The organism is Frankia sp. EI5c, from assembly GCF_001636565.1.
Taxonomy (GTDB): domain Bacteria; phylum Actinomycetota; class Actinomycetes; order Frankiales; family Frankiaceae; genus Parafrankia.
In genome coordinates this window covers 18,796-41,112 of sequence record NZ_LRTK01000029.1, presented here as the reverse complement: position 1 = coordinate 41,112, position 22,317 = coordinate 18,796, and the positions used below count along the sequence as shown (strand labels likewise).

At 65.8% G+C, this 22,317-nt stretch carries 13 protein-coding genes, 9 pseudogenes and 1 riboswitch; of the genes and pseudogenes, 9 read left to right on the top strand and 13 right to left on the bottom strand.

Annotated features, from left to right (window positions below):
• Positions 1-79 precede the first annotated feature (79 nt).
• The 4 genes and pseudogenes from UG55_RS47335 to UG55_RS15325 all read left to right on the top strand — a co-directional run.
• A pseudogene (locus tag UG55_RS47335) lies at positions 80-307 on the top strand (hypothetical protein); the annotation flags it as partial.
• Position 308: 1 nt separating this feature from the next.
• Positions 309-782 (top strand): annotated as a pseudogene (locus tag UG55_RS47330) (hypothetical protein); the annotation flags it as partial.
• Positions 783-3,813: 3,031 nt separating this feature from the next.
• A pseudogene (locus UG55_RS37495) lies at positions 3,814-3,893 on the top strand (hypothetical protein); the annotation flags it as partial.
• Position 3,894: 1 nt separating this feature from the next.
• Positions 3,895-4,947, top strand: a 1,053-nt coding sequence (locus UG55_RS15325) for a transcriptional regulator (RefSeq protein ID WP_242424484.1), incomplete at its 5' end; no start/stop codon positions are given.
• A gap of 1,202 nt (positions 4,948-6,149) precedes the next feature.
• Here UG55_RS15325 and UG55_RS47325 read toward each other — a convergent pair.
• The 7 genes and pseudogenes from UG55_RS47325 to UG55_RS46270 form a co-directional block, all read right to left on the bottom strand.
• The gene (locus UG55_RS47325) at positions 6,150-6,566 is read right to left on the bottom strand and encodes an HNH endonuclease (protein WP_128423004.1); all 417 of its coding nucleotides are present in this window, start codon (positions 6,564-6,566) and stop codon (positions 6,150-6,152) included.
• 3,810 nt (positions 6,567-10,376) lie between these two features.
• On the bottom strand, positions 10,377-10,634 hold a 258-nt coding region (locus UG55_RS30065; protein WP_206779376.1), incomplete at its 3' end, for a hypothetical protein.
• Between the two features lie 108 nt (positions 10,635-10,742).
• Positions 10,743-11,360: bifunctional DNA primase/polymerase (locus UG55_RS30060; protein WP_242424543.1), on the bottom strand; the 618-nt coding region annotated here is incomplete at its 3' end.
• 317 nt (positions 11,361-11,677) lie between these two features.
• On the bottom strand, positions 11,678-11,905 hold a 228-nt coding region (locus UG55_RS15310), incomplete at its 3' end, for a hypothetical protein (protein ID WP_206779374.1).
• A gap of 533 nt (positions 11,906-12,438) precedes the next feature.
• Positions 12,439-13,912, bottom strand: a 1,474-nt coding sequence (locus tag UG55_RS47320) for a recombinase family protein (protein ID WP_396230919.1), incomplete at its 3' end; no start/stop codon positions are given.
• A gap of 26 nt (positions 13,913-13,938) precedes the next feature.
• Positions 13,939-14,004 (bottom strand): annotated as a pseudogene (locus UG55_RS47315) (deaminase); the annotation flags it as partial.
• Position 14,005: 1 nt separating this feature from the next.
• Positions 14,006-14,097: pseudogene (locus tag UG55_RS46270) on the bottom strand (deaminase); the annotation flags it as partial.
• 310 nt (positions 14,098-14,407) lie between these two features.
• A riboswitch (SAM riboswitch) is annotated at positions 14,408-14,524 on the top strand.
• Here UG55_RS46270 and UG55_RS37490 point away from each other — a divergent pair.
• The 5 genes and pseudogenes from UG55_RS37490 to UG55_RS15280 all read left to right on the top strand — a co-directional run.
• Positions 14,499-14,779, top strand: a pseudogene (locus UG55_RS37490) (aminotransferase); the annotation flags it as partial. Its footprint overlaps the riboswitch before it by 26 nt.
• 1 nt (position 14,780) lies before the next feature.
• A partial coding sequence (locus tag UG55_RS15295) for an aminotransferase class V-fold PLP-dependent enzyme (protein ID WP_242424481.1) occupies positions 14,781-15,986 on the top strand: 1,206 nt, incomplete at its 5' end.
• A gap of 84 nt (positions 15,987-16,070) precedes the next feature.
• Entirely contained in the window at positions 16,071-17,024 is a 954-nt protein-coding gene (locus UG55_RS15290; RefSeq protein WP_066068901.1) for a TIGR03564 family F420-dependent LLM class oxidoreductase, read from the top strand.
• A 396-nt stretch (positions 17,025-17,420) separates the two neighbouring features.
• Positions 17,421-17,738, top strand: a complete 318-nt coding sequence (locus UG55_RS37485) for a PH domain-containing protein (protein ID WP_255360487.1) — start codon at positions 17,421-17,423, stop codon at positions 17,736-17,738.
• Between the two features lie 309 nt (positions 17,739-18,047).
• On the top strand, positions 18,048-18,911 hold the full coding sequence (locus UG55_RS15280; RefSeq protein WP_066068893.1) for an acyl-CoA thioesterase II: 864 nt from the start codon (positions 18,048-18,050) through the stop codon (positions 18,909-18,911).
• A gap of 13 nt (positions 18,912-18,924) precedes the next feature.
• Here UG55_RS15280 and UG55_RS15275 read toward each other — a convergent pair whose 3' ends face one another.
• From UG55_RS15275 to UG55_RS15260, 6 genes and pseudogenes are all read right to left on the bottom strand, one after another.
• Complete coding sequence (locus UG55_RS15275) at positions 18,925-19,422, bottom strand: hypothetical protein (protein WP_066068889.1); 498 nt, start codon at positions 19,420-19,422, stop codon at positions 18,925-18,927.
• Positions 19,419-19,941 (bottom strand): annotated as a pseudogene (locus tag UG55_RS37480) (mechanosensitive ion channel family protein); the annotation flags it as partial. The pseudogene UG55_RS37480 and the gene UG55_RS15275, both read right to left, overlap by 4 nt.
• A gap of 1 nt (position 19,942) precedes the next feature.
• Positions 19,943-20,300: pseudogene (locus tag UG55_RS37475) on the bottom strand (mechanosensitive ion channel family protein); the annotation flags it as partial.
• Positions 20,301-20,494: 194 nt separating this feature from the next.
• On the bottom strand, positions 20,495-21,580 hold the full coding sequence (locus UG55_RS15265; protein WP_242424479.1) for a GDSL-type esterase/lipase family protein: 1,086 nt from the start codon (positions 21,578-21,580) through the stop codon (positions 20,495-20,497).
• Between the two features lie 200 nt (positions 21,581-21,780).
• Positions 21,781-21,940: pseudogene (locus UG55_RS37470) on the bottom strand (NUDIX hydrolase); the annotation flags it as partial.
• Between the two features lies 1 nt (position 21,941).
• Positions 21,942-22,275 (bottom strand): NUDIX hydrolase (locus UG55_RS15260; protein ID WP_242424476.1); only part of this gene is annotated, 334 nt, incomplete at its 3' end.
• Positions 22,276-22,317 lie beyond the last annotated feature (42 nt).

Here is a 22,317-nt window from a genome sequence, read left to right as displayed (position 1 = left end):
GGGCGAACCTCCCGGGCCTTCCCGAACGCCCGTTCGTAGCAGGCGATCACTTACCCAGACCTCAAAGGATAGCCCTGCCATGTCCAGAACCATGCGGCGGTCCGCCGTGTCCGCACTCTTTTCGTACGTACGTTCGATCCCGCTAGAACCTGTGCTCGTGGGCAAGACGCTGGTGTCCTCCCGGATCCTCCGTGACGTCCTGGCCGCTGTAGCCCACAACATCGACGCGGTGACGTGGGCCGGCTCCTGGCCCTCGATGGAAACCATCGCGGCCCGCGCGGAGTGCTCCGTGTCCTCAGCCCGCCGGNGGGTGCGCGGACTGGAGAAGCTGGGGATCCTCGTGACGGTCATCGGGGGTGGCCGGAAGTCCAACGACTACCGACTCGTTCGGCCTGTCGAGGTCGCCGACGACGATGCCGATGACATCCGGATCGTTGAGGAACGACCGGTCAGCCCGGTCATCACGACCGACGACTCCACGTCCTTGACCCAAGAGAGCTTTAAGCGGCTTGGCACTGACTGTCACCAGGGCGCGGGGCCGGTGCGAGAGCGGGCCGCGTACATCCATCGGATTCGGACGATTCCGGCTGACCTCGTCGATCTGGCGGACGCACTTGCCCATAAGAAGCTCCGCGCAACGTTCTCCCTGACCCCTGAGCAGGTGGACGTGGTCCGCCAGGTGCTCGCGCGGGTTGGGGTTCCCGCGATGGTGCGGGCCGCTGATAACGCACACCGTGCGAACGATCCGGCGCGGTGGTGGTCTGCGTGGCTGGACCTCTGGCNGGGGCTCCACGTGCCTTCTAGGCAGCCGGGACGCACCGCCAGGACCACGACGAGTCNGCTCTCGTCTCCCCTCTCGTCAGCCCCCATCGAAGTACCGGAGTGGGCACTCCGTTTGGCGAAAGAGCAGATGGCAGGGAAGCACTCGACGCCATCGATGATCGCTGCCGTTGCTCGGAACATCGTTCGGAACGGGGTGGCGGCGTGACCGAGAACCTGGAGAACNTGGCCGTGGGTGACGTCGTCGAGGGCCCGTGGGCGGTCCCTGTGAAGGCCGTTCCGAGGCCCGTCGAGTCCGACCAGGGTGCAGAGAACGACCGCGCGAACGAGCACCAGGACCACGAGCACGACCGGCCCCCCGTTCCTGTCGACACCGGTGCAGCGGATGTCGAGGGGCACCCGTGGGAGTCAGGGTCCGATCGTCGTCCGGTCGTGGCTCCATGGGTTCGTGATGCTCGGGAACTCCGTCGAGCGGCCCTGTGGGCGGTAGAGGAAGCTCTGCACCCCGTTGCCTTCCACGCGGCCCGTACGCCCCTCTACGCGGCGAGGCTTACCGCAGGCTCACCCCGGGGGTTCCTCCGCGCTGTGGCCGCTCTGGGCCGGTGGACAGGCGACGTCGAGGGCAGGCAGCGAATCCGGGGGCTCGACGTCAAGGACACCGNGGCGTACCTGGCGATGTCGCAGCAGCGCGACGGACGGGTGAAGCGACGAGTGCCCGTGGCCGGTGTCGGACTCGTCGGGAGCGGGATCGGCGAAGCGGTTCTGTACGCCAGCGAGCCCACCGTGTTCGGGATGACCACCGCGGCTGGAGTCCTGGCCCTGGGAGCGGTAGGGAGGCACCGTGACCGGCCCCTCCTGGACTCACCTACCACCGCCGGATCCCGCGCTCCCAAGCTGACGAGTGACGTCGTCGAGCGGGCCCTAGCCCACTGTGGGCTACCGGCGTCCATTTCCACGCAGATCGTCAATAAGGGCCTTGAATGGGTCGCCCCGATCATGGTGGATGGTCCGGGATGGCGTGCGGAATTCGACCTCCNGTACGGGGTGACCGTGGCTGAAGTCGCGGAGAAACGTGACAAGCTTGCTTCCGGCCTACGTCGTCCACTCGGAGCTGTGTGGCCGGAACCCGAAACGGATTCGCACCCCGGAAGAATGGTCCTGTGGGTGGGCCGTGACACGCTGGCGAAGAGCAAGGCCCCGGAGTGGCCGCTTCTCAATAAGGGCACCGCGAACATTTTCGAGCCCCTGCCGTTCGGGTTTGATCAGAGGTTGCGGCCGGTGTCGATTCCGCTGATTTTCGATAACGTTCTTATCGGGTCGATGCCCCGATACGGGAAANCGATGTCCTTGCGCGTGCTGCTTTTGGGTGCAGCCCTCGATCCCTTTGTGAAAATGTACATTTACGAATTGAAAGGGACCGGTGACCTGTCCAGCCCTGGTGAGCAGGTAGCGCACCGGTACGCTTCAGGTGCTGGGGCACAGGCACTTCAGGCGTGCATGGAGGGGCTCCNGGAGGTCCATGCCGAACTGGAGAGACGGGCCGACGTCATCCGCTCCCTCCCGAAATCGGTGTGTCCTGAGAACAAGGTAACCCCCGAACTCTCGCGAAAGATCGGTGACCTTCAACCCGTAGTCCTGGCTATCGACGAGTGCCAGGAACTGTTTTCGAATAAAGAACTCCGCGAGGAAGCTACGGAACTTTCCGTCGCCATCATTAAACGGGGCCCGGCCCTGGGAATCATGCTACTTCTGGCGACACAGCGCCCGAATAAGGATTCCCTACCNCTCGACGTTTCCGCTAATGCTGGTATTCGTATCGCATTGAGGGTCGCGGGTCATATCGAAAACAATGCAATTCTCGGAACGGGAATGTCGGCCCGTGGGGTTCAGGCTTATACATTCACCCGGAAAGATAAAGGAATCGCATTCATTGCCGGTGTCGACGATGACCCGTTCGTGGCGCGTGGTGCTTATGTCGATGCTCCGGCCGCAGAGCGGGTAGCGGACCGCGCTCGTGTCCTCCGGCTAGCGGCAGGGACGCTGTCCGGACAGGCGGCCGGNGAAGTCGTCGAGGTTGACGAGCACGGTCCGGTCGTCTTCCTGNGGCACGTCTTGGAGGTCACGCGGGAGGACAAGGCCCACCTTGCCGNCCTCGCGGTCCGTCTCGCGGAGCTGCACCCCGACCGGTACGCCGGAGCGGACGGGGCCCCGTGGACAGCTCAGCAGGTCGGAGCCCACCTACGCGGCGCCGGTGTCGAGGTCGATGACCAGGTGTGGGCCACGGGGGTCAAGGGACGGGCCACGAACGCTGTCGGGGTGACTCGCGATGCCCTCAGACAGGCCGTAGCCACGAGGGCGTGACGACCTAGGTCTAGGTCTGCGCCTAGGCCAGGAACCCCTGCAACGACAGGCATCTAGGCCGCTAGGGCACCCTCCCGCCGGATCTCCCGACGTAGCTGTCAGGGGGGTCCGGCGGGCGTCGTTCGGGCCTAGCAACGGGCGTCACTCTATGTAGTCCACTGATTAGGTGGGAAACCCTGGTCAGACGGAAACCACGCCGCCGGTGTCTGNTAGCGAGTGCCCGTTGCCATCCTCGATCCTCACCCGCTCTGCCCCCGGCAGCATCCGCACCAGGCGTGAGGCAAGCTCCGACAGGTCCGCGTGCCGGAGGACTTCAGGGCTGACCACGGTGCTCGTGGAGTCGCGATCGTTCACGTAGCACAGGACGATCAACATGTGGCGTCGTCACTGGGCAGGCCGGACGCTCCGAGGATGGCACGGCGGCGTACCGCACTACCGGCGGTCGGTCTCTCCTGGAACAGGATGCCCGGTGGGCCCGCTGACCTCGTGACTTTGACGTACGGCATCGTCGCCCCCTTCAGGGCCCCCGGGCGTACCGGCGTCGACGGCAGCAGCACACCCGGGGGCGTTCTGGTGAGCGCACCGACCCCCTGACTCCCCGATGCGCCTAGACACAGCCTGATCACGCACCGCACCTACCGGGAGTGGCACCTGTAGGGGCAGACTGGTCGTGTGCCCGTAGGAGAACTGATTCGCGAGCTACGTTCGGCCCGTGGCTGGTCACAGGGCCGGCTAGCTGACGAGCTGGTCAANGTGAGCAACCGCGACACCATCACGCGGGAAACCGTGTCGAGGTGGGAGCGCGGGGCGATCCGGTGCCCCGATCCGTTCTGGTTGCGTCACCTGGCCGGAGTCCTACAGGTCCCGCTAGAGATCATGGAGCATGCATCCGTGGATCGTCGCCGCTTCACCTCGATAGCCGCCGTGGCTACGGGCATCGCCCCCGTCATCGCGTCTGACCTCATTCACAGCGGGTTCTCGGCAGCTCTCGCGGGTGCGGGCCCGGACGTTGACGAGTGGGGCGAGACCCTCGTCTCCTACGGTCGGGATTACATGTCCCTGGGGGCAGGGGAGATCCAAAAGCGGCTGACCGGTGACATGCTTGTCATACAGCAACAGCTTGATAACCCGCAACGGTGGGGCGTGGCGTCGAGGTTGGCGACCCTGTACGCGAAGACGTACCCAGGCTCCGACGGAGTGAAGGCCGTGACCTGGTACCGGACGGCTGTGGAAGCAGCCGACAGGTCCGGGGATCCCGAGACGAGGGTGTGGGTACGAGGTCGCGCGGCTATCGCTCTCGGCTACGAGGGGGCGGCGTTGGGGGTGGCTGAAACCCTTGCTCGGCAGGCGGAAGCGATCGACGAACGGCCCTCACTCGGCAGGCTCAACGCTGTCATGGGGCGTGCTCACGTCGCCGCGATCCGGGGTGACGAGGGAACCGCGGTCGACCTCCTAGACCAGGGGCGCCGGATCTTCGACGCTGCCGGCAGTGAAGACCAGGAGTCGGACTACGCGGTGCCCTACTGGCGGATGAACGTCTTCACGTCCTTGCTCCTGGCCCGTCTCGGAGACGAGGAAGGGGCCCTGAAGGCTCAGGAGGCGGCGGCGGAAACCCTGCCCGCGAGTCTCCCGAGGTTCCGCACGCACCTCGAAATGCACCGGGGCCTGATGCTCGCCCGTGCTGGTGACAAGGCAGGGGGCATCGCCTACGCGCGTGGGGCTCTGGACGCTCTACCGCCGGAGAAGCACAGCCTGACTCTGCGGATGCTCATGGAAGAGGTAGAGGCACCGGCCCCGTCGGTCTGACTGCACTGTTGACACTGTGTGAATAGTTCTGTGGGAAAAGTGCGCGAGATGCCTGGCACATGATCTTGAGGTCAAGATCGTTAAGGGTACCCCCCTTCGCTACAGAAAGTGACGACGGTCGGGGGCTCATGATCGCGGGACGATGTGTCGTTCATCACGTGACGACCGTCGAGCGGGGGGCGTGGTGTCGAGGGCTGACGCACCCTAGTGTTATCGATCATCGTGACGTTCAACCTCGACGGACAGGACCTCGACGCCGGAGCCCTGACGCACCGACCTGTTATCGATCATCAATGCGCGTGCGTGCGTCGAGCCGTGAACATCATTTACAAATGATGTTGTTCGCCCCGACCCCGTTGCCCTGACGGGGGTCATCCTGATATTGAGCATGATGTCAATCGTTCATGTGTATGACGTGGGCAACACTTCAGGCATACATACCATGAGTAGTTAAGTGCGTACTTCCGGTGAACGCCCGGTAACTTTCAATTCCCGGGCGTCAGAACGATAGTGCGGATGCACGTGCAGATGGATCATGAATGCGATATTACAAATCGTGATGATGTGACTACATGTCTCCCGAGTAGGTAGGTACCCCCGGCAACGAGCACGGCCAGGCGCATGACCACCAGGCCGATGACACTGCCNTCGTTCACCAGGCCGGAATCGTGCTTCCCATGCCCGTACTGAGACGAGGGAACGCGGCCGGGAAGTTGGTAGGGCTACGCNGGTACGGGGCTCCGCGAATGTGTACTCAGACGAGGAAACCCCGAACCCTTGTTGCTATGGGTCCGGGGCTGTCGAGCTGTGCTGTCGAGCTGTGCTGTCGAGCTGTGTGAACGGCGCCGCGTGCTGTGGCTCTGTGAGGCTCAGTACCCCATGTAGAAGGGCTGAACAGGCGGTGTGGCTACGTAGTCGGGTGTCCTCGCGCTACGACCATCGGGAAGGACCTTCACCGGTGTCTCGTGGATCCCGTAGTACACATCGCTCAGTGCTTTACGGTCCTGGTAGGTAGTTCTTTCAGCTTGACCCCGATTCTGTACGACCTTTTTAAACTTTCCGTCGGTCATTCCCTCGACGAGGTCAGCATTCATTGAACGGGTAGCGTACATTTGTTTCCTCACTAGTAGTGAGCCCCCGAAATGTAGCCCCGATTAATGGGCACGAATCATTTCGGGGGCGGTATCATTTATTTGGGAACGTCACGTATGAGTAGGTCTACGTCCGGTAGGTATGTGGTCGGTAGGGTCCTTGTCTTCCCCGCTTAGTCGGGCAAGTTCTCTACCGACTGCATCATTGGAAAGTAGCCCCCGGCATACCCGCGTCCAATCCCATTCTGTCAGCAGCTTGTTTCCCCGGCTTCTATTACACCGGCCACAGCTAGCTACGATTCCAGAGACCTCGTCAGGACCCCCGCGTGATAGCGGGAACAGATGATCTGTTTCATCGGCCGGAGCTGAGCACCATACGCAATTACTACTTTCACGGATAGCCTTTTTCTCTGCTTTCGTGACCCCCGAACCCCCGTTCTGGCGGATCCACTTTTTCCGTGCTTCCTTTTTCGCTTTCTCCCGTTCCCTTTTTACGTCGAGGGGGGAGAGCGGCGTAGCGGCAGGCATCACATGTATGTGACCACGCTTTATTTTCCTTCCNGCACTCGATACAGGGACGGGTGAGCGTTGCCGTGGTCATTTCAGGAAGTTCCTTACGCCCGCAGAATATGGGCCGCTACCGCTCTGTGCACCGACAGGCCATGAGCAACCAAAATTGCTGCAACGCTTCCACCCGATGGTTTGGCGAGGGTCTTTTCCCATCCTTTGTACAGGGCCGGTGAGTCCGTTCTCTGCGATGCCTTGACCCGCGCTGCCGGAACTCCAGACCTCCGACCCGCAGACCGGGCACACCTCGTGCTCTGCGGGCTCCTGTGCGTTCTGTAGGGCTGTCTGCTGCGCCCGCTCCCTCTTCATCCCCAAGACCCCGATCTCTGCGGCCCGTGCTACCCACGCTGCCTCTGTAGCTGCTTCTAGGGCTTCCTGCTCACGTTGCTGTGCTGCTACTTTCGAGGCCCAGAACCCCGACGGTGAATTAATACCTGTATCCATACGAATATCCTTTGTTGTATCAACTATTGTCGGGTCATCCTGCGACCCGAAATCATTTATTTGCAGGCGGNTCGATGAAATGTGCCCGCGTGTGAAGTTCCGCCTTACAGAACTAGCCATCTCAACATGTGAGACGGCTAATTCCGTTTTGAGCTGCAACCCGGGTTGGTCGGTGTAACAACTACAGCTCGCGAATCCCGCTTTTGTCCGGGCCGGATGGCTTATTCTCAGCGGGTGGTTTCGGTGATGCTCCGGCTGTCGTGGTGACTTTTGGTTTCGGCGCGGCCTGTGGCTCTGACTTCGGCTTCGGTGCGCGGGCTGGTTTCGGTGCTGTCGATGCTTTCGGTTCCTTCCTGAGCCCGTCCTTCAATTCCCCGAATTGGTCCTCATTAATGTTCGGCTGCCCGCGTGACATCAGACGACTGTGGAAGTCGGCTATGTAGGCATTTGCGTTTTCGATATAGCCCATTTCAGCGGTCCCAATTCATGGAGGCTGTGTTCCTGAAGTTGCGGTTCCGTGAGCGTGACCCCGGGGTGGGGTCCTGGAGCCCGTCAACCTGTTCCCGTGGAGCTGCCGTCACAGCATCCTTTCCGAACTGTGACGAGAGGATGTTGCCCCNGCCCACGATGGAAGCCTGATACCTCTGTGCGGGTACTGAACGGGTATCAACCTGCTGTGCTTCGATAAAGGGCCCTGTGTGGCCGCTGACGCCCTTCTCTGCCCCCGCGACGTCGGTAGGCCGGATGTTCGGGTTGTAGGCATCCCAAGGGTAATTGGCTACGCCGCCTTTTACGGGGGCTGGTGAACCCGTGGGTGTCTTCAGACGACCGTTATCGACGTGAAGCGGGAGTGTCCTGTCCGGTACGAGGGGAACCCGTGTCTTTTTGCGTGGTGGCATTACTTTTCCTTTCGCGTGGGCCCGCGTTTTCGAGGGCCTGAATAAATAGTTGCACGAAAGAGAAAGGTAATGCTAATTGGCTTTACTATCGAGAGAAAGAAGCTAATTACCAGGGAGTCTCTGTTAATGACGACGTATGAAAGCATAGCGAAGCGGCCACAAACGCGACCGCGGCCTTACGGGGCCTATGCAAAGCAAGTGGCCTTCGACATTACTGCTGACCAGTACAGGTTCCTGAAGGCCGTACAGACACGCTCAGGCTCGACGATGGCGGAAACATTGCGCGCGGCTGTGGAGCTGTGGATGACCAGTGTCTCGGCCACAGGGAAAGAGTGATGTGGGGCCGGAGGAACGTAGCCCAGGAATTCAGTCGGGACCTCCCGGGGTCCTGGCGTAGGCAAGACGACCCGCTACCGAGGTTTCCAGGCCGGAACACCACCGCGGCCCCGTATCAGGTCGTAGAGGACTTTGAGCCCNTCGACGACGGAGAAGACGCTACAGACGACCGCCAGGAAGTGAGCCTGAGCCTGCCGGCCGCCGTAGTCGAGTGGCTAGAAGAGAAGTCGGCAGACCTCGACCTGACGCTGTCAGAGGTTGTGACGCTGGCGGTAGAACTCCAGATGCCGGCCGGAGCACGGGTTCCGTGAAAAGCCAGGGGGTTACTGTGCGTGAGCAGAAAAAGACTCCAGTTACCCCGGCGCTGGGACGTCTCAGATACCCCGGTTACCCCGGCTGTCCGCCGGGGTATTCACGTGAAAAAGCCAGAGGATGAGGTTTTACCGGAAGACATCTTTAATTAATTATACTGTCAGTGATAATCTATCCCTCTGGCTTTACTCTCTGTAATGAACGGGCCCCCGGAACGCGCCATGTGCGACGAATACCCCGGCTGTCCGCCGGGGTAACCGGGGTATTCGCTACCACGACAGCCGGGGTCACCGGGCTATGATTTCAGTGACAGATAGTGAGTAAGTCTCCGTCTGCTATTCAGCCGTTCCACCCGCTTGATGTGCTCGCGCTCTTCCAACAGAGTCAGCGCACGATCGAGGTAGATGCGCTGTTTTCTACTCAGACTGTCCCGGAGTTCACCGTAGGTGACCTCTTCGACACTGAGCTTTTCCAGCACTGCGGACGCTGTCTCTTCGACGTTCTCGCGTTCGGACGCATCAACCGATGCGATCGCCTCTCGACGGTCCCTCTCATTCTTTACTGTGGCACTGGCTTTTACCTGCTCGATCGTGGATAGCGCGTGTTCCTGCGTCCTGGCAGACACGTACATGACGACTTCCGCAAGTTCCCAGTCTTCGACCGTGACATCTATCCGTCCCGCGAGGAACGCCAGAGCCGCAGCCGCCCGCAGTCGAAGAATTGAGGAATGGGAATTAAGCTCGTCCTTTTCGTCTGGTTCTACCCAGAGTCCTAGCGCCTTGGCATCCTGTTCGTCTTCAATCTCACGGATGACCTCTTTGGCGACGGATACAATCACCCTCTCAGGTGTGGCCGTGAAATCTTCCGTGTATTCGGGCGCGAACTCGGCTTTCCCATAGAGCGGGTTCTCAACCTGCCCTGGATTCTTCCNGCGCATGATGTCCNGGTGCAGACGTACCTTCAGTGGTTCGCCTCGCATTGGTCGGGCNTCGCGAGACACAGGATCCTTGGTCGCCGGCACCCATAGGAATCGTTGAGGCAGCCCCGCGTCAGCGTCTTTAAGGAGGATGCCCGCCTTTTTGGTCTGCGCGGTCGCCAGGACGCAGAAGCGGTAAGTGTGGGCGCGTATATCAAGGTCCACGTTCGTGTTCTTGTACTTCGGCCCCGTGGCCTCACCCATGAACATCTGTAGCAGCGTGGACATTGTGATACTGGCCTGCTGGTTGGTGTGTGCTGCGAGACTCGAAATCTCCCCGAACGTTCCTATCGCCGAGCTGCGGAGAATCTTCATGCCCGTTTCGAGGTCGATGCCTACGGGTGCGCCGTCTCCCCTCCCTTGTTTCGCGGGTTCGACGAAGAGCCCGGCGGCACCTTGCCCTGTCCCGAACTCCCTCGTGTAGATGTCCTCGCAGCCCACGTATTCGATGATTTCACGGGCGATGACCTGTGACGAGGATTTCCCTACTCCGCTTGCTGCCATGGCGACCACGTACAGGTTGAGCGACCCATACCCGCCGATGATAGGAGGAAGAACGACATTCGGCGGGACCTGCGATATCACGTGCGCGAGCACGCCTCCCAACACTGCCCAGGGTGCACCACGTCGTGCCAGACTTTCCCTGTAGATATGCGTCAGCTCCGGCCGGGCGTACCAGAACGCCCCCATGAGCCTTTCCATCGTTTCGGGGCTCTGGGTACGGTCATCCCAATACAGGGGCTCTAGCTTGTCCTCAGACGCACTGAGAGCACTTTCAATGCCCCGGTACCCGTGGTGCTTCCNTCTTGTCCACCCCTCGTCTACAGCCGCGTGCATGCGCTCCCGCAGTACCTCCGGGTCCAACTGTGCCGAGAGGACAAACCGGCGGAAGAAGAACGTCACCCTGTTGGTTTCCGAGCTTCCCGGACCATCCACCGGGAGCGCGCTAATGTAATTCGCTTCGGCGTCCAGATAGCGCAGGACAGAAGGGTTGCTATCCGTGTCCTCTTGCAGTATTGGGTGAAGGCGCATCCGCTTGTAACGGTCGAGCGTGCGCCCCACCTCCGACAAGGGTTCCTTACGTTCCTCGCGCGGCCCACGGTTCTTCCAATTGTCGACCGGGGTCTGACTGGCGCGNGGGGTTGATAGAGCTGCCTCCCGGTCAACGANGGCCTGATGAATCCACGACGGTGCTTCGGGAAGCTCAGAAGCACGAGGGATATCGGTCGGGCCGCTGAAACTATCCCATTGATACCTTCTCCCCTCGGAACCCTTGATGATCGTTGGTGGAAGGAAGGCGCCCGCGTCGCTATCTGCCTTGATGTCGATCCCGGCCGCGATCCCTGACCTTTCTTTCCCTGGTTTCCCGTTGATGCGTGGTCCGTTCTCCGGCTGCCGGTAGTACAGGTGCTTACCGCCCGATGGCGTGGTCACAGTGAATGGGGTAGGGGCGGCTCCATACCGCTGCTGTAGCTCTTCCCACTCGGCGACACCGTCCTTACCGTTCTTGGTGTCCAGGTCGATAAGAACCACGTTTGAGGTTTCGCAGTTCGCCATGATCCCTGTGCCGGCATGCTCGCCAGTTTCGGGATTGAACCATCGCGATAGCTTCCGGCGGCTACCCGTGGCGTCATCCTTCCAGGACACGCCCCTGAGTGACCGGAACTCTTTCTCGTCCCGGTGTTCGCCCTGGTAAAGGTCAGCCGGAGCGATCATCCAGCCGTGGCCACCGTAGACTCTCGCCCAGTGGTCTATTTCACGTGCGTAGTCTTCTGCTACGCTGTTCATGTCTGACAAGGTTGTATCGTCTCTGTGTAATGGCGCCCGGCTCCCACCGGGCGCTTCTTTTATGACAAGCTCATGCTCTCGCAAAGCGGCGTTCACATGGGATACAAGACCAGTCAGTCTCGTATCTAAGGAGTGACCGGGCATGCGCACTGTCCCGGCCCTCGACTACATACCGGGGGTCACTGTCACAGAAAAAGAAAACCCCCGCCCGAAAGTGAACGGGGGTGTGATGCCAGGGCTCAGCTATCGGCTGCTCGGATCGGCTCTCCCGTGCCCACGTCATAAGTGGACTCGCCGCCGTCGTACTTGCCGCTGTNGGCGATTACGACGGCTTCCACCGGGGCGTGCCAATCGGTGTCAGTGTCGACGTTCCGGGCGGCACGTAGAAGCCACTTGGTGTCCGGGATCGGGTACCGCTCCGTGGGCGGCATCGGCGGGTCGACCGCACAGAGGGCGTCGAACCTGGCCGTCAGATCGTCCGCGCACTTCCGCGCGGCTTCCTCGGTGGTGAAGTACGCCCAGTGGGTGTATGGCTCTGTGTTCAACCGTGATCCTTGGTGTGCGTGGTGGCCCGACCAGCCCCCCTCAAAGCTGGTCGGAGGAATTGATTAATCGCGGGTTTCTACGCGGCTATCACTGTCTCCTGTGCCCCCGCGCCGGTACCCGCACACGGAATCGCACCGAGGATACGGTTTACCTCTGCCATGACTTCTCGCGTCGGCGGAGCCCANGACGCTACTAGCTCAGCTCGATAAGACTCAATCTCCTCGTCATTCCACTTTTTAGGCGCGTTAATAGCCCGTGGCACTGTTTTCCTTTCAAGGACACGGGTGGTGTCGTGCTGTGTTGTTGTCCCTCCAAGGACGGGTATTACTCCGGTGCAGCGAAGGACAGAGCCTGCGAAAGGCAGAGCCTGCGCACACGGGCCTTGCGGTGGTCCTGGTGTTTCTCCTGGCGTTAGTGGGTGAGCGATGGTGTCGGAGTCCAGCTAACAGGCCAGAGACCAGGCGGCGCAATGGTACTTTTGAGGGTATTCCCCGCGTTCCCGTACGCGATCAGTCACGCTCCGGTTATTATNCCTCCGGGGTGCGTGACCCTCGTCTCGGTTCGACGACCTTCCTCGGCGTGATCTCCACTAGCGTGGGGTCGAACCCGTGCCTGCGGTTCGCCGAGTGAATCTTGATCGTGAACAGGGTCCTGATCAGCTCCTTACGCTTGAGTAGCGTCAGGCTCTTCCAGTGTTCCGGTATGTCGCTCACGCCGACCAGACCGGCCAGAGCCGAAGTCTCGGCATACTGCGACCGGCGCACCAACAGTTTGTCTAGCTCTGCCTGTAGACGCTCACGCCCCGCGCGGAACATCCGGCGGTTAAGGTCGTTGGTGAGGTCGGGGAACTCTTCTGTCAGAGCAACCATGCGATCCTCGACGTGGCGGATGTCATCTTCTAGTCGCGCGAACATACGGGCATCCGGGATCGCCTCGGAAATGAGCTTTTCGCGGACGTCTTCCCGCGAGAGGTAGGCCAGGGAAACTGCCGTCACGTGCGCGTCCACCTGAGCCATGTCCTGGCACGACTTCTTACATCCAGGCTTGCGGCACGCGATGTACTTATATTCTTTCCCGCTCTTCGGGTCTCTCTGCGTCTTGCTGTACATGGCAGAGTCGCACTCGCCACACCGGGCCGTGCCGGAGAGAAGGTGCCGCGCAATGTTGGCAGGGGTCGTCTTGACGTTCTTCTTCAGTCGCTCCTGAAGGGTGTACCACGTCGCCTCGTCAATGATCGGGCCGTGGTTCGCGGGGCCGACGTCCTTACCGTGGCGTGTCCGCCGGCCGATGAGCGCGGGTGAGGCCAGGAGCCGTGCCACTGTCTTCCGCTCCCACTGCGCGGCCCCGGACGGGGGTTTGATGCCCTGTTCGTCAAGCCAGCGGGCGGCGGCGGTGACGTTGATGCCGTCCCTGTCTTGGTCGCCGAGAACGAGGTCGACAACGGCCCGGATCGCGTCGGCTTCCTCTTCGATGATCTGTTTCCCTACCGCCGTGAACCCGAACTGTCGGGGCCCGCCGTGGGGTCGCCCCTTCTCTGCCCTGTCCTCTGCCGCCCGCGCGACCCGTTCCGCGATCCTCTCGGCTTCCGCCGCATCACCAGCCATGATCAGGTCGGCGACGTACCGGCCGTCGGCGGAGGAGAAGTCGTACCCGGGGCCCTTGACTGCGACCAGGCGGACGCCGTGCTCCCGGAACAGGCTGATGATCCGGGCCCGCTCTTCCCGTAGGCGCAGGAATCGTGACGATGTGTAAACGACTACTACCTGTATCTGTCCCTGTTCAACTTCTCTGAGTAGCCGTTCGAAGGCGGGGCGTACCTCACCCGACGTGGCGCTCTTGTCGTTGTCCTCGAAGAACGGTTCGTGGAGTGTCCAGTCCGGGTGCTTGCCGACCAGCTCACGGCAGTCTGCACGCTGGCGGTCGACGCCCTCTTCCTCTAGGGCCCGGTCCTGAGAGATCCGCAGGTAGACGGCTACCCGGATGGTCCGACGTGTGGTGACTCGCATGCGTTACAGTCTAGGGAGCCCTGGACAGAGGTCTCCGCCTGCTCCCGGCCCTTGATCTCGTAGGCGGCCGGGTCGAAGTCGATGTCCTGGAANGTCCAGCCGGCGTTCCGGTAGCCCGTCTCCCCGCCCGGTGCCTCCATCACACCGTCGACGGAGACGAAGGCGGTCACGATCAGAGTGCGCATTCCGGACGCTCCTTGGCTTTGTCCTGGGTGCTCGCGGAGCCCATGTTCGCGGGTTCCGGCGGCCTGCTGGGTGTTCACCTGGTCTGACCGAAGCGTGTCCCGGAACTCATCGGTGCGCGGTCGACCGGACTGCCGGCGAGCGCGGGGCGTGTGCGGACGGGAGCTGAGGGGTGGTTGTCGACCGGCTCGGTCGGCGGGGTAGTCTTTCTGTGCCGCCATGGGTCGCCCTGCGTGACTCGCGCGGTGGCGCTGTGGATCCGCGCTGTGGATCCCGCACCGTGGAGGTGCAGCGCCGCACTGTGTTCGACCAGGTCAAGAGCGCCAGCGTCAAGTCCGGGCTTGCTGGCCGGCAACCCTCCTCCGCGGCGGGGTGCCCCCGGTTGTGACCAGGCCGCGTCCGGATGAGCCGGAGCGGCAAGTGCGGACCCTCACCGGGGTCCGATGGACCCGAAGGAGTCCTGGCCGTGCCCTCTGCTCAGCCTGCCCTCAGCCAGCCCGCGACGACCGGACCGGGCCGGAACGCGCTGCTGCCGGTCGTCGGAGCGGACCTGCCGGTGCCGCTGGTCGGCGGTGGCCGCGCCCGCCACGTCAACCTCGACTACGCGGCGAGCGCGCCGAGCCTCGTCACCGTGGCCGAGGAGGTCGCCCGGCTGCTGCCCTACTCGGCGAGCGTGCACCGCGGNGCCGGTTTCGGCTCGCAGGTGTGCACGACCGTGTACGAGGCGGCCCGGGACGAGGTGGGTCGGTTCCTCGGCGTCCGGCCGGACGACACCGTGGTGTTCACGCGCAACACCACCGACGCGGTGAACCTGCTCGCGCACTGCGTCGCGCACGCGGTCGGCCCGTCGGCCCGGGTGGTGGTTCTCGACCTGGAACATCACGCGAACCTGCTGCCGTGGTCGGCGCTGCGGCGCACGGTGGTGGCCACCCGCCCGACGGCTCAGGAGACCCTCGACGCGCTGGCCGCCGCGCTGTGTGCCGAGCCGACCGCGCTGCTCGCGGTGACGGGCGCGTCCAACGTGACCGGCGAGCGGCTGCCGCTGGCCCGGCTGGCCGATCTCGCGCACGAGGCCGGTGCCCGGCTGTTCGTCGACGCGGCCCAGCTGGCGCCGCACCGCCCGATCGACCTGGCTGGCCTGGGCATCGACTACCTGGCCCTGTCAGGCCACAAGCTCTATGCCCCGTTCGGGGCCGGGGCGCTCCTCGGCCGGCGTGACTGGCTGGACGTGGCGCCGCCCTACCTGGCCGGTGGCGGTGCCGTCCGCGAGGTCACGCTGACCTCCGTCGACTGGGCCGACGCCCCCGCGCGGCACGAGGCGGGAACGCCGAACCTTCCGGGCGTGGCGGCGCTCGCGGCCGCCTGCCGCGCGCTGGCGGCGCTGCCGGTGGGCGCCCTCGCCGCGCATGACGAGGAGCTCAAGGGCCGGCTGGTACGCGGCCTCGCCGACCTGCCCGGTGTGCGTGTGCTCTCCCTGTGGCCCGACGCCGGCCCGGACCCGGCACCTGCCGCCGGTGCCCCGGTGACCGACAGTGGGCCGGTCGGCGTCGTCACCTTCACCCTCACCGGCCACCACCCGGACGCCGCCGCCTATCTCGCCGCCGAGCGCGGCATCAGCCTGCGGGCCGGCCGGTTCTGCGCGCATCCGCTGCTCCACCGGCTGGGGGCACCCGCCGGGGCGCTGCGGGCCAGCGTCGGCGTGGGTTCCACCGCCGCCGACGTCGACGAGCTCCTCGACGCACTGCGCAGCTACCTGACCCGCGGCCCTGGCTGGCGCTACCTGCCCGGCCCCGGCGGCTGGGTCCCGACCCCGGACGACCGGTTGCTGCCCGACTGGGCCGCGGCCGTCCCGACGGCGCCGACTCCCGCCGCGTCGCCCTGCGACACCTGACCGAGCACCTGACCGGCCGCTGTCCGATCATCGGAAGCGGCCCTACCGCGTCCGGGCGTCGTGAACGATCAGGATGGAGAAGGCATGCGGATCGGAACAACGCTCTCGGACAGCGCCGGACCGGACGCGCTGGAGCGGCTGCGGGACCAGCTCGCCCAGGCCGCCGCCGACGGCCTGCACTCCGCGTGGCTGTCGAACATCTTCGGCCTGGACGCGCTGACCGCGCTCGCCCTCGCGGGAAGCCAGGTGCCCGGCATCGAGGTCGGCTCGGCCGTGGTGCCGACCTACCCGCGCCATCCGGTGATGCTGGCGCAGCAGGCGCTCACCACGGCGCTGGCGCTCGGCGGGCGGTTCACGCTGGGCATCGGGCTGTCTCACCGCATGGTGATCGAGGACATGCTCGGCTACAGCTTCGACCGGCCGCTGCGGCACCTCTCCGAGTACCTGGACGTCCTGCTTCCGCTGCTCGACGGGCAGCCGGTGGATGTGCGGGGGGAGACGGTGCGCGCCGCGGCCGCGCTGAGCACACCGCGGTTGGGACGTCTTCCGGTGCTGGTCGCGGCACTCGGGCCGAAGATGCTGCGGCTCGCCGGCGAACGGGTGGACGGCACCGTGCTGTGGATGACCGGCCCGCGCACGATCCGAGAGCACATCGTGCCGACGATCCAGGCCGCGGCGACGGCCGCCGGCCGGCCGGCGGCGCGGGTGGTGGCGGTCCTGCCGGTGGCCGTCACCGACGACGCGGACGCCGCGCGCGACCGGGCGGCCCGCGAGTTCAAGATCTACGGCAGGTTGCCCTCCTACCGGGCGATGCTCGACCGGGAGGGCGCCGCCGGGCCGGCCGACGTGGCGCTGATCGGCGACGAGGAGGCGGTGCGGGGCCGGATCGCGGAGTTGGCCGGCGCGGGTGTCACCGACTTCGTCGCGGCCCGCTTCTCCGCTCCGGACGCGGCGCGCACCCGGGCCCTGCTGCGCGATCTCGCCGGCAATAACGATACAGAGACCGCAAAGGCAGCGGAGGCGACGAAAGGCGCATAAACCGGCGGCGGGCTCGGCGGACCTGTCGCGCGCGTCCTGCTGATCCCACTGTTTTTCGGGATTGGTGGTCTGCGCCCCGGGCGGCCGTTCCGGTGTTATCGCGCGGGGGTGGGAATCCGGAATGCCCCACGGGGTATGGTCAGATCCCCGGGAAACATGAGATTATGCGCCGAGCGAACGCGGGGGGCGAGGCTCGGTATGGGCAATGCCAGGTTCTTGGCTGCCAATGAACAGACAATTGTCCGGATCCGGCCGCACTGGGTGGTGCTGGCACGGGTGGTTCTTGAAACGGGCGCGGTCCTGGCCGGGGTCACTGCGCTCTCCATCTACGCAGCGCTCCATGACAGTGGCGCGGATTTCCTCGTCACGCTGCTGTGGTGGGCGGCGCTGGCCGNGGTGCTGCGGCTGCTGTGGCGCCTGCTCGACTGGCGCTGCACCTCCGTTATGATCACGAGCTCGCGGCTGGTCAGGAGATCCGGCATCATCACCGTCCGGGTCCAGAGCATCCCGATGTCGAAGATCACCGACCTCTCCTACGATCTGGATCCCACCGGCCGGGTTCTCGGCTACGGCTCCTTCACCCTGGAGACCGAGGGAGACCACACCAGCGAGCTGGAGAAGATCGATCACGTACCTCGGCCGGACCGGTTCTACCTGCTGTTCTGCAACAGCATCTTCGGCGGCGCCCCGGAGACGAGCGCGGCTGGCGACTGACGTGGCTCGTCCGGGTCGGGGCTGATCCGCTCGTCGGGGCCGTCGGGGCCGTCGGGGCCGTCGGGGCCGTCGGGGCCGTCGGGGCGGTCGGGGCGGTCGGGGCGCGGCGAGTGGTGGGAACGGACCCCGGGTCGAGTCGGCGGCGGTGAGTACGGCGTAGCCTCGCACGGTGGTCCTGATCCCGCCGTTTCGGCTGGTAGTCGCCCCGCCGGTGCAGCCGGCCGTCGAGCCGGGTGCCAAGCAGGGGTCCGTCGGCCGCGGGTGGCGGCTGCCCGTGGCCGCCGGCCCGGTACCCGCCGGCGGGTCTCGATGACCGAGCGGAAACCCGACTTCGCGGACCTGCTGACGCTGGAGTCCGTCGACCGCGACATCTTCCGGGGCCAGTGCCACGACGGCGCTCCGATGCGGGCCTTCGGTGGGCAGGTCGCGGCCCAGGCCCAGATCGCCGCCGGCCGTACCGTCGAACCGGACCGGCGGATGCACTCGCTGCACGGCTACTTCCTCCGCCCCGGCCGCACCGACGCGCCGATCGTGTATCTCGTCGAGCGGATCCGTGACGGCCGCTCGTTCACCACCCGCCGGGTGAGCGCGGTGCAGGACGGGGAGACCATTTTCTCGATGTCCGCGTCGTTCCAGCGGCCGCGCGACACCGGCGAGACGCACCAGCTCCAGGCCCCCGACGTCGCCGGTCCCGAGACGCATCGCCGGTGGTGGGGGCCGATCGACGAGGCCCCCGAGTACCAGCCGTTCCTGCTGGTCGACATCCGCTCGACGCCGATTTCCACCGCGGGCACCGAGCCCCGGCCGGCTACGGCCGCGGGGGCGGGCGGGCCGTCCGACGGGATGCCCCGGCAGCACGTCTGGGTCCGGGTCGACCAGGCGCTGCCGGACGACCCGCTACTGCACGTCTGCGCGCTGACCTACCTTTCCGACCTGACCCTGGCCAGCACGGCGAGCCTGCCCTACGCGGGCCTGCCCGGGCTGCTCGACCTGGTCTCCCTCGACCACGCGATGTGGTTCCACCGCCCGTTCCGGGCGGATGACTGGCTGCTGTTCGTGCAGGACAGCCCGAGCGCCGGTGGGGCCCGGGGACTCTCCCGGGGCATGTTCTTCACCCGGGACGGCACTCTCGTCGCGTCCGCCATCCAGGAGGCGGGCATGCTCCGCCGCTGAGCCGGCCGGGCGGTCAGCGCGCGGTCGGGGTGCCGGTCGCGGTCGGGGTCGGAATGCTCGGCTGCGCGGGGCCCGCCGTGCGGGCGAGGGACGCGAACGGGTCCAGCGAGCCGTTGGCGGACCCGTCGGGTGTCGGAGTGGGGGTACCGGGAACCGGCGGGGACGGGGCGAGGCTCGGGTCGGTCGACACCTCGGGCGTCGGGCTCGGCTCCTCCACGCCGGTGGATGGGGCCGCCGGCGTCGGCGCTGGCGACCTGCCGGTGCCGGCGCCGGCGCCGGTAGAGGTGGTGGGCGTGGCGGACGCCCGTGCCTCCTGCTCCTTACGAATCTCGCTCTTGGCCTGTTCGACCGCCGCGCTGTAGGAGCGCGACGCCGGCAGCGACTGCGGCCGCACCAGGATGTACAGGACGAACACGCCGGCGAGCGCGACGCTGAGGAGCACGGTCGAGCGCCGCATCGGCAGGCGCGTCGGCCGGTGGGCCAGCCACCCGGCGCGGATCAGCCGTCTCATGACGCCGTCGGCGGGGCGGTGTCGAGGACGGCCGGGATGTGGATGCCGGCCCGGAGCAGGGCGCCGCTGATCCGGGCCCGCAGCGCCCGCCCGACCTCGAACTGCTTGCCCGGCAGGGTTCGCGCCACGATCTGGACCTTGAACTGGTCGAGATCGAGGCTCTCCACTCCCAGCACCGTCGGCGCGTCCAGCAGCAGATCGTGCAACGAATCGTCGGCGTAGGCCTCGGTACCGACCTGGGTGAGCACCTCGGTCACGGTCGCGACGTCCACACTGAAGGGAACCGGGACGTCGATGACGGCCCTGGCCCAGTCCCGGGAGAGGTTGACGACCTGGATGATCTGGCCGTTGGGGGTGATCACCACCTCGCCGTTCGAGGTCCGCAGCCGGGTGATGCGCAGCGTGACCTCCTCCACCGTCCCGGTGATCGCGTTCGGTGAACCGGTGATGACCAGGCGAACGAGGTCGCCGAAGCCGTACTGCCGTTCGGCGACCATGAAGAAGCCGGCGAGGACGTCCNGCACCAGCCGTTGCGCGCCGAAGCCGAGCGCCACGCCGAGCACGGTCGCGGGCGCCACGACCCCGGTCAGCGGCACTCCGAGCCGTTTCAGCACGAGAACGACAGCCACGCAGTAGACGAGCGTCAGTGACACCCAGGTGAGGACCTGGACGACCGCGTGGCGGTGCTTGGTGGACTCGGAGCGCACCACCGCGTCGGTCTGCTGTGCCCGGGTGTCGATGCGCCGCTCGACCCGGCCACCCACCCAGTTCGCGAGCCGGGTCAGCAGGACGGCGCCGATCAGGATCATGACGATCTCGAGGCCGCTGCCGCGGGCCCACTCGGAGATGTCCGTCAGCGGAGCGGCTGTCTCGATCATGAAGGGCGGCCGGGGGTGGCGACACTCCGGCGCGGTGCGCGGGTGCGGACACGGGCGGGCAGGAGCCGGGCCGGATATGTCCTCACCTGTCCGAACCTACCCGCGCGCCGAGGGCCTCGCGGCGGTCGGAGGGCGGCGCTCGGCGCGTGGCGGTCAGCGTGCGGCGGTCAGCGCGTGCGGTCAGCGTGCGGTTGTCAGAGTGCGGTGGCCTGGCCGGACGGCCCGGCCTGCCCGGTCATGTTGCCCTTGACCGGCACGACACGGTACTGGGTGGTCAGCCCGGCCGGCAGGGTGCCCGTCGTCCAGGAGTTCGTCCCGGCCGTCGCCGCCAGCGGGTAGGGCAGGCGGTAGAAGTTCTGCTCGCCGTAGGAGAGCACCCGCTGCTCGATCAGGTAGGCGGTGGCGCCCGGCGTGGCCGCCCAGCTCAGCGTGTGCCGGCCGGCCTGGGCGACGGCGGTGACCGCGCGGCCGGTGCCCGGCCACGGCACGGCGCCGTACAGCGGGCCGAAGGACGAGCCGATCCCGAGCTGGGCCAGGGCGTTGGCCACCGCCCGGGCGATCACGAAGTCGCCGGTCGGGTTCGGGTGCGAGCCGTCCCAGGTGTGCAGGTTCGGGTTCCACTCCGCGTAGTCGCGGGCGACGACGACCCGGGACGTCGCCGTCTGCCAGCCGGCGACCTGCTGGTCGAGCAGCGTGTTGTAGGCGGTCGCCTGCTGTTGCAGGGCCCGTCCGCCGATGTAGTCGGAGCGGTCGAGGACCTGGGCGACCACGACGTCGATGCCGGGGTTGACCCGGCGGGCGTTGTTGATGAGCGCCAGCATGTCGTCGGCGGCGGTCTGCGGTGTGGACCAGTAGGTGAGGTCGTTCGCGCCCAGCGCCACGACCAGGACATCCGCGGGGTTCGCGCGCAGCAGGCCCTCGACCGCGTCCCGCTCGACGCGCGTCGCGTCCCCCCAGACGGCGTGGTGGTCCCGGTCGAACCAGGCGTCGATGTAGTCGTTCGAGCCGGGCGCGTTCGCGGTGTTGTCCCAGACGTCGATGCGGTCACCGACGAAGTCGACGGCGCCCGGCGCGGAGAGGTTCAGGTGCTGGGCGAGCCGGTAGCGCCAGGTGTAGTCGCCGGCGGTCTGGTGCGTCACCGAGTCACCGATGACCATCACCCTGGTCATCGGGGCGGCGACCGCGCTTGGGCCGGCCACCATTCCGGCGGCGCTCACGCCGCCGGTCAGCACGATCGTCGTCCCCGCCACCCCGGCTGCCCGGCGGACCGGTGCACGCATCCGCGCCGCCGGCCCGGGTCTGACAAGGCGGTGCCTACCCATGATCGTCTCGCCGCCCTTCCCGGACCTGACCGACCAGCCGAGACGGATCGTGGCACTTCGGTGCCCTCGCGTTCCCGCCTGGACCGGTCCCCCGGGCCACGGGACGGCCACAGTTCACCGGAAAGTGTGGTTCGTCAGCCGAGGCCGCGCCGGCCGTNGGCGCCGCGGAAGCGGTCCACCACCTCGCGGTCCAGGTCGTAGCTGAGCAGTCCGGACGCGGCGCTGAGCGGTACCCAGCGCAGCTCGTCGACCTCGTCGTTCGGGACGAACGCGCCGCCGGTCACCCGCAGCGCCCAGTAGTGCACGATCTTGGTGGCCNGGCTCCCGTGGTGGTCCACCAGGTAGGTCACGTCGCCGAGCGGCTCGCCGACCTCGACCGCGAACCCGGTCTCCTCCTCGATCTCGCGGACGGCGGCTGCCAGCCACGTCTCCCCGTCGTCGAGCTTGCCCTTCGGCAGTGACCAGTCCTCGTGGCGAGGCCGGTGCACCAGCACGATCTCGACCTCCTCGGCGGCCGGGCGCCACACGACCCCACCCGCCGCCCGCACCGGCGCACCACCCCGTTCCGGTTGCCGCTCCGCTGCCTGCTCCCGGTCCGCGGTCTGCTCCCGGTCCGCTTCCTGCTCCCGGCTCGCTGCCTGCTCCCCGTTCATCGCCCTCGCTCCTGGCCCATGGTCAACCGCCGGTGGCACTGC

Coding starts and splice junctions, on each gene's coding strand:
- UG55_RS47325 (WP_128423004.1), bottom strand. CDS start 6,566: ATGCCTGCCGCTACGCCGCTCTCCCCCCTCGACGTAAAAAGGGAACGG.
- UG55_RS15290 (WP_066068901.1), top strand. CDS start 16,071: ATGCGGATCGGAACAACGCTCTCGGACAGCGCCGGACCGGACGCGCTG.
- UG55_RS15280 (WP_066068893.1), top strand. CDS start 18,048: ATGACCGAGCGGAAACCCGACTTCGCGGACCTGCTGACGCTGGAGTCC.
- UG55_RS15275 (WP_066068889.1), bottom strand. CDS start 19,422: ATGAGACGGCTGATCCGCGCCGGGTGGCTGGCCCACCGGCCGACGCGC.
- UG55_RS15265 (WP_242424479.1), bottom strand. CDS start 21,580: ATGCGTGCACCGGTCCGCCGGGCAGCCGGGGTGGCGGGGACGACGATC.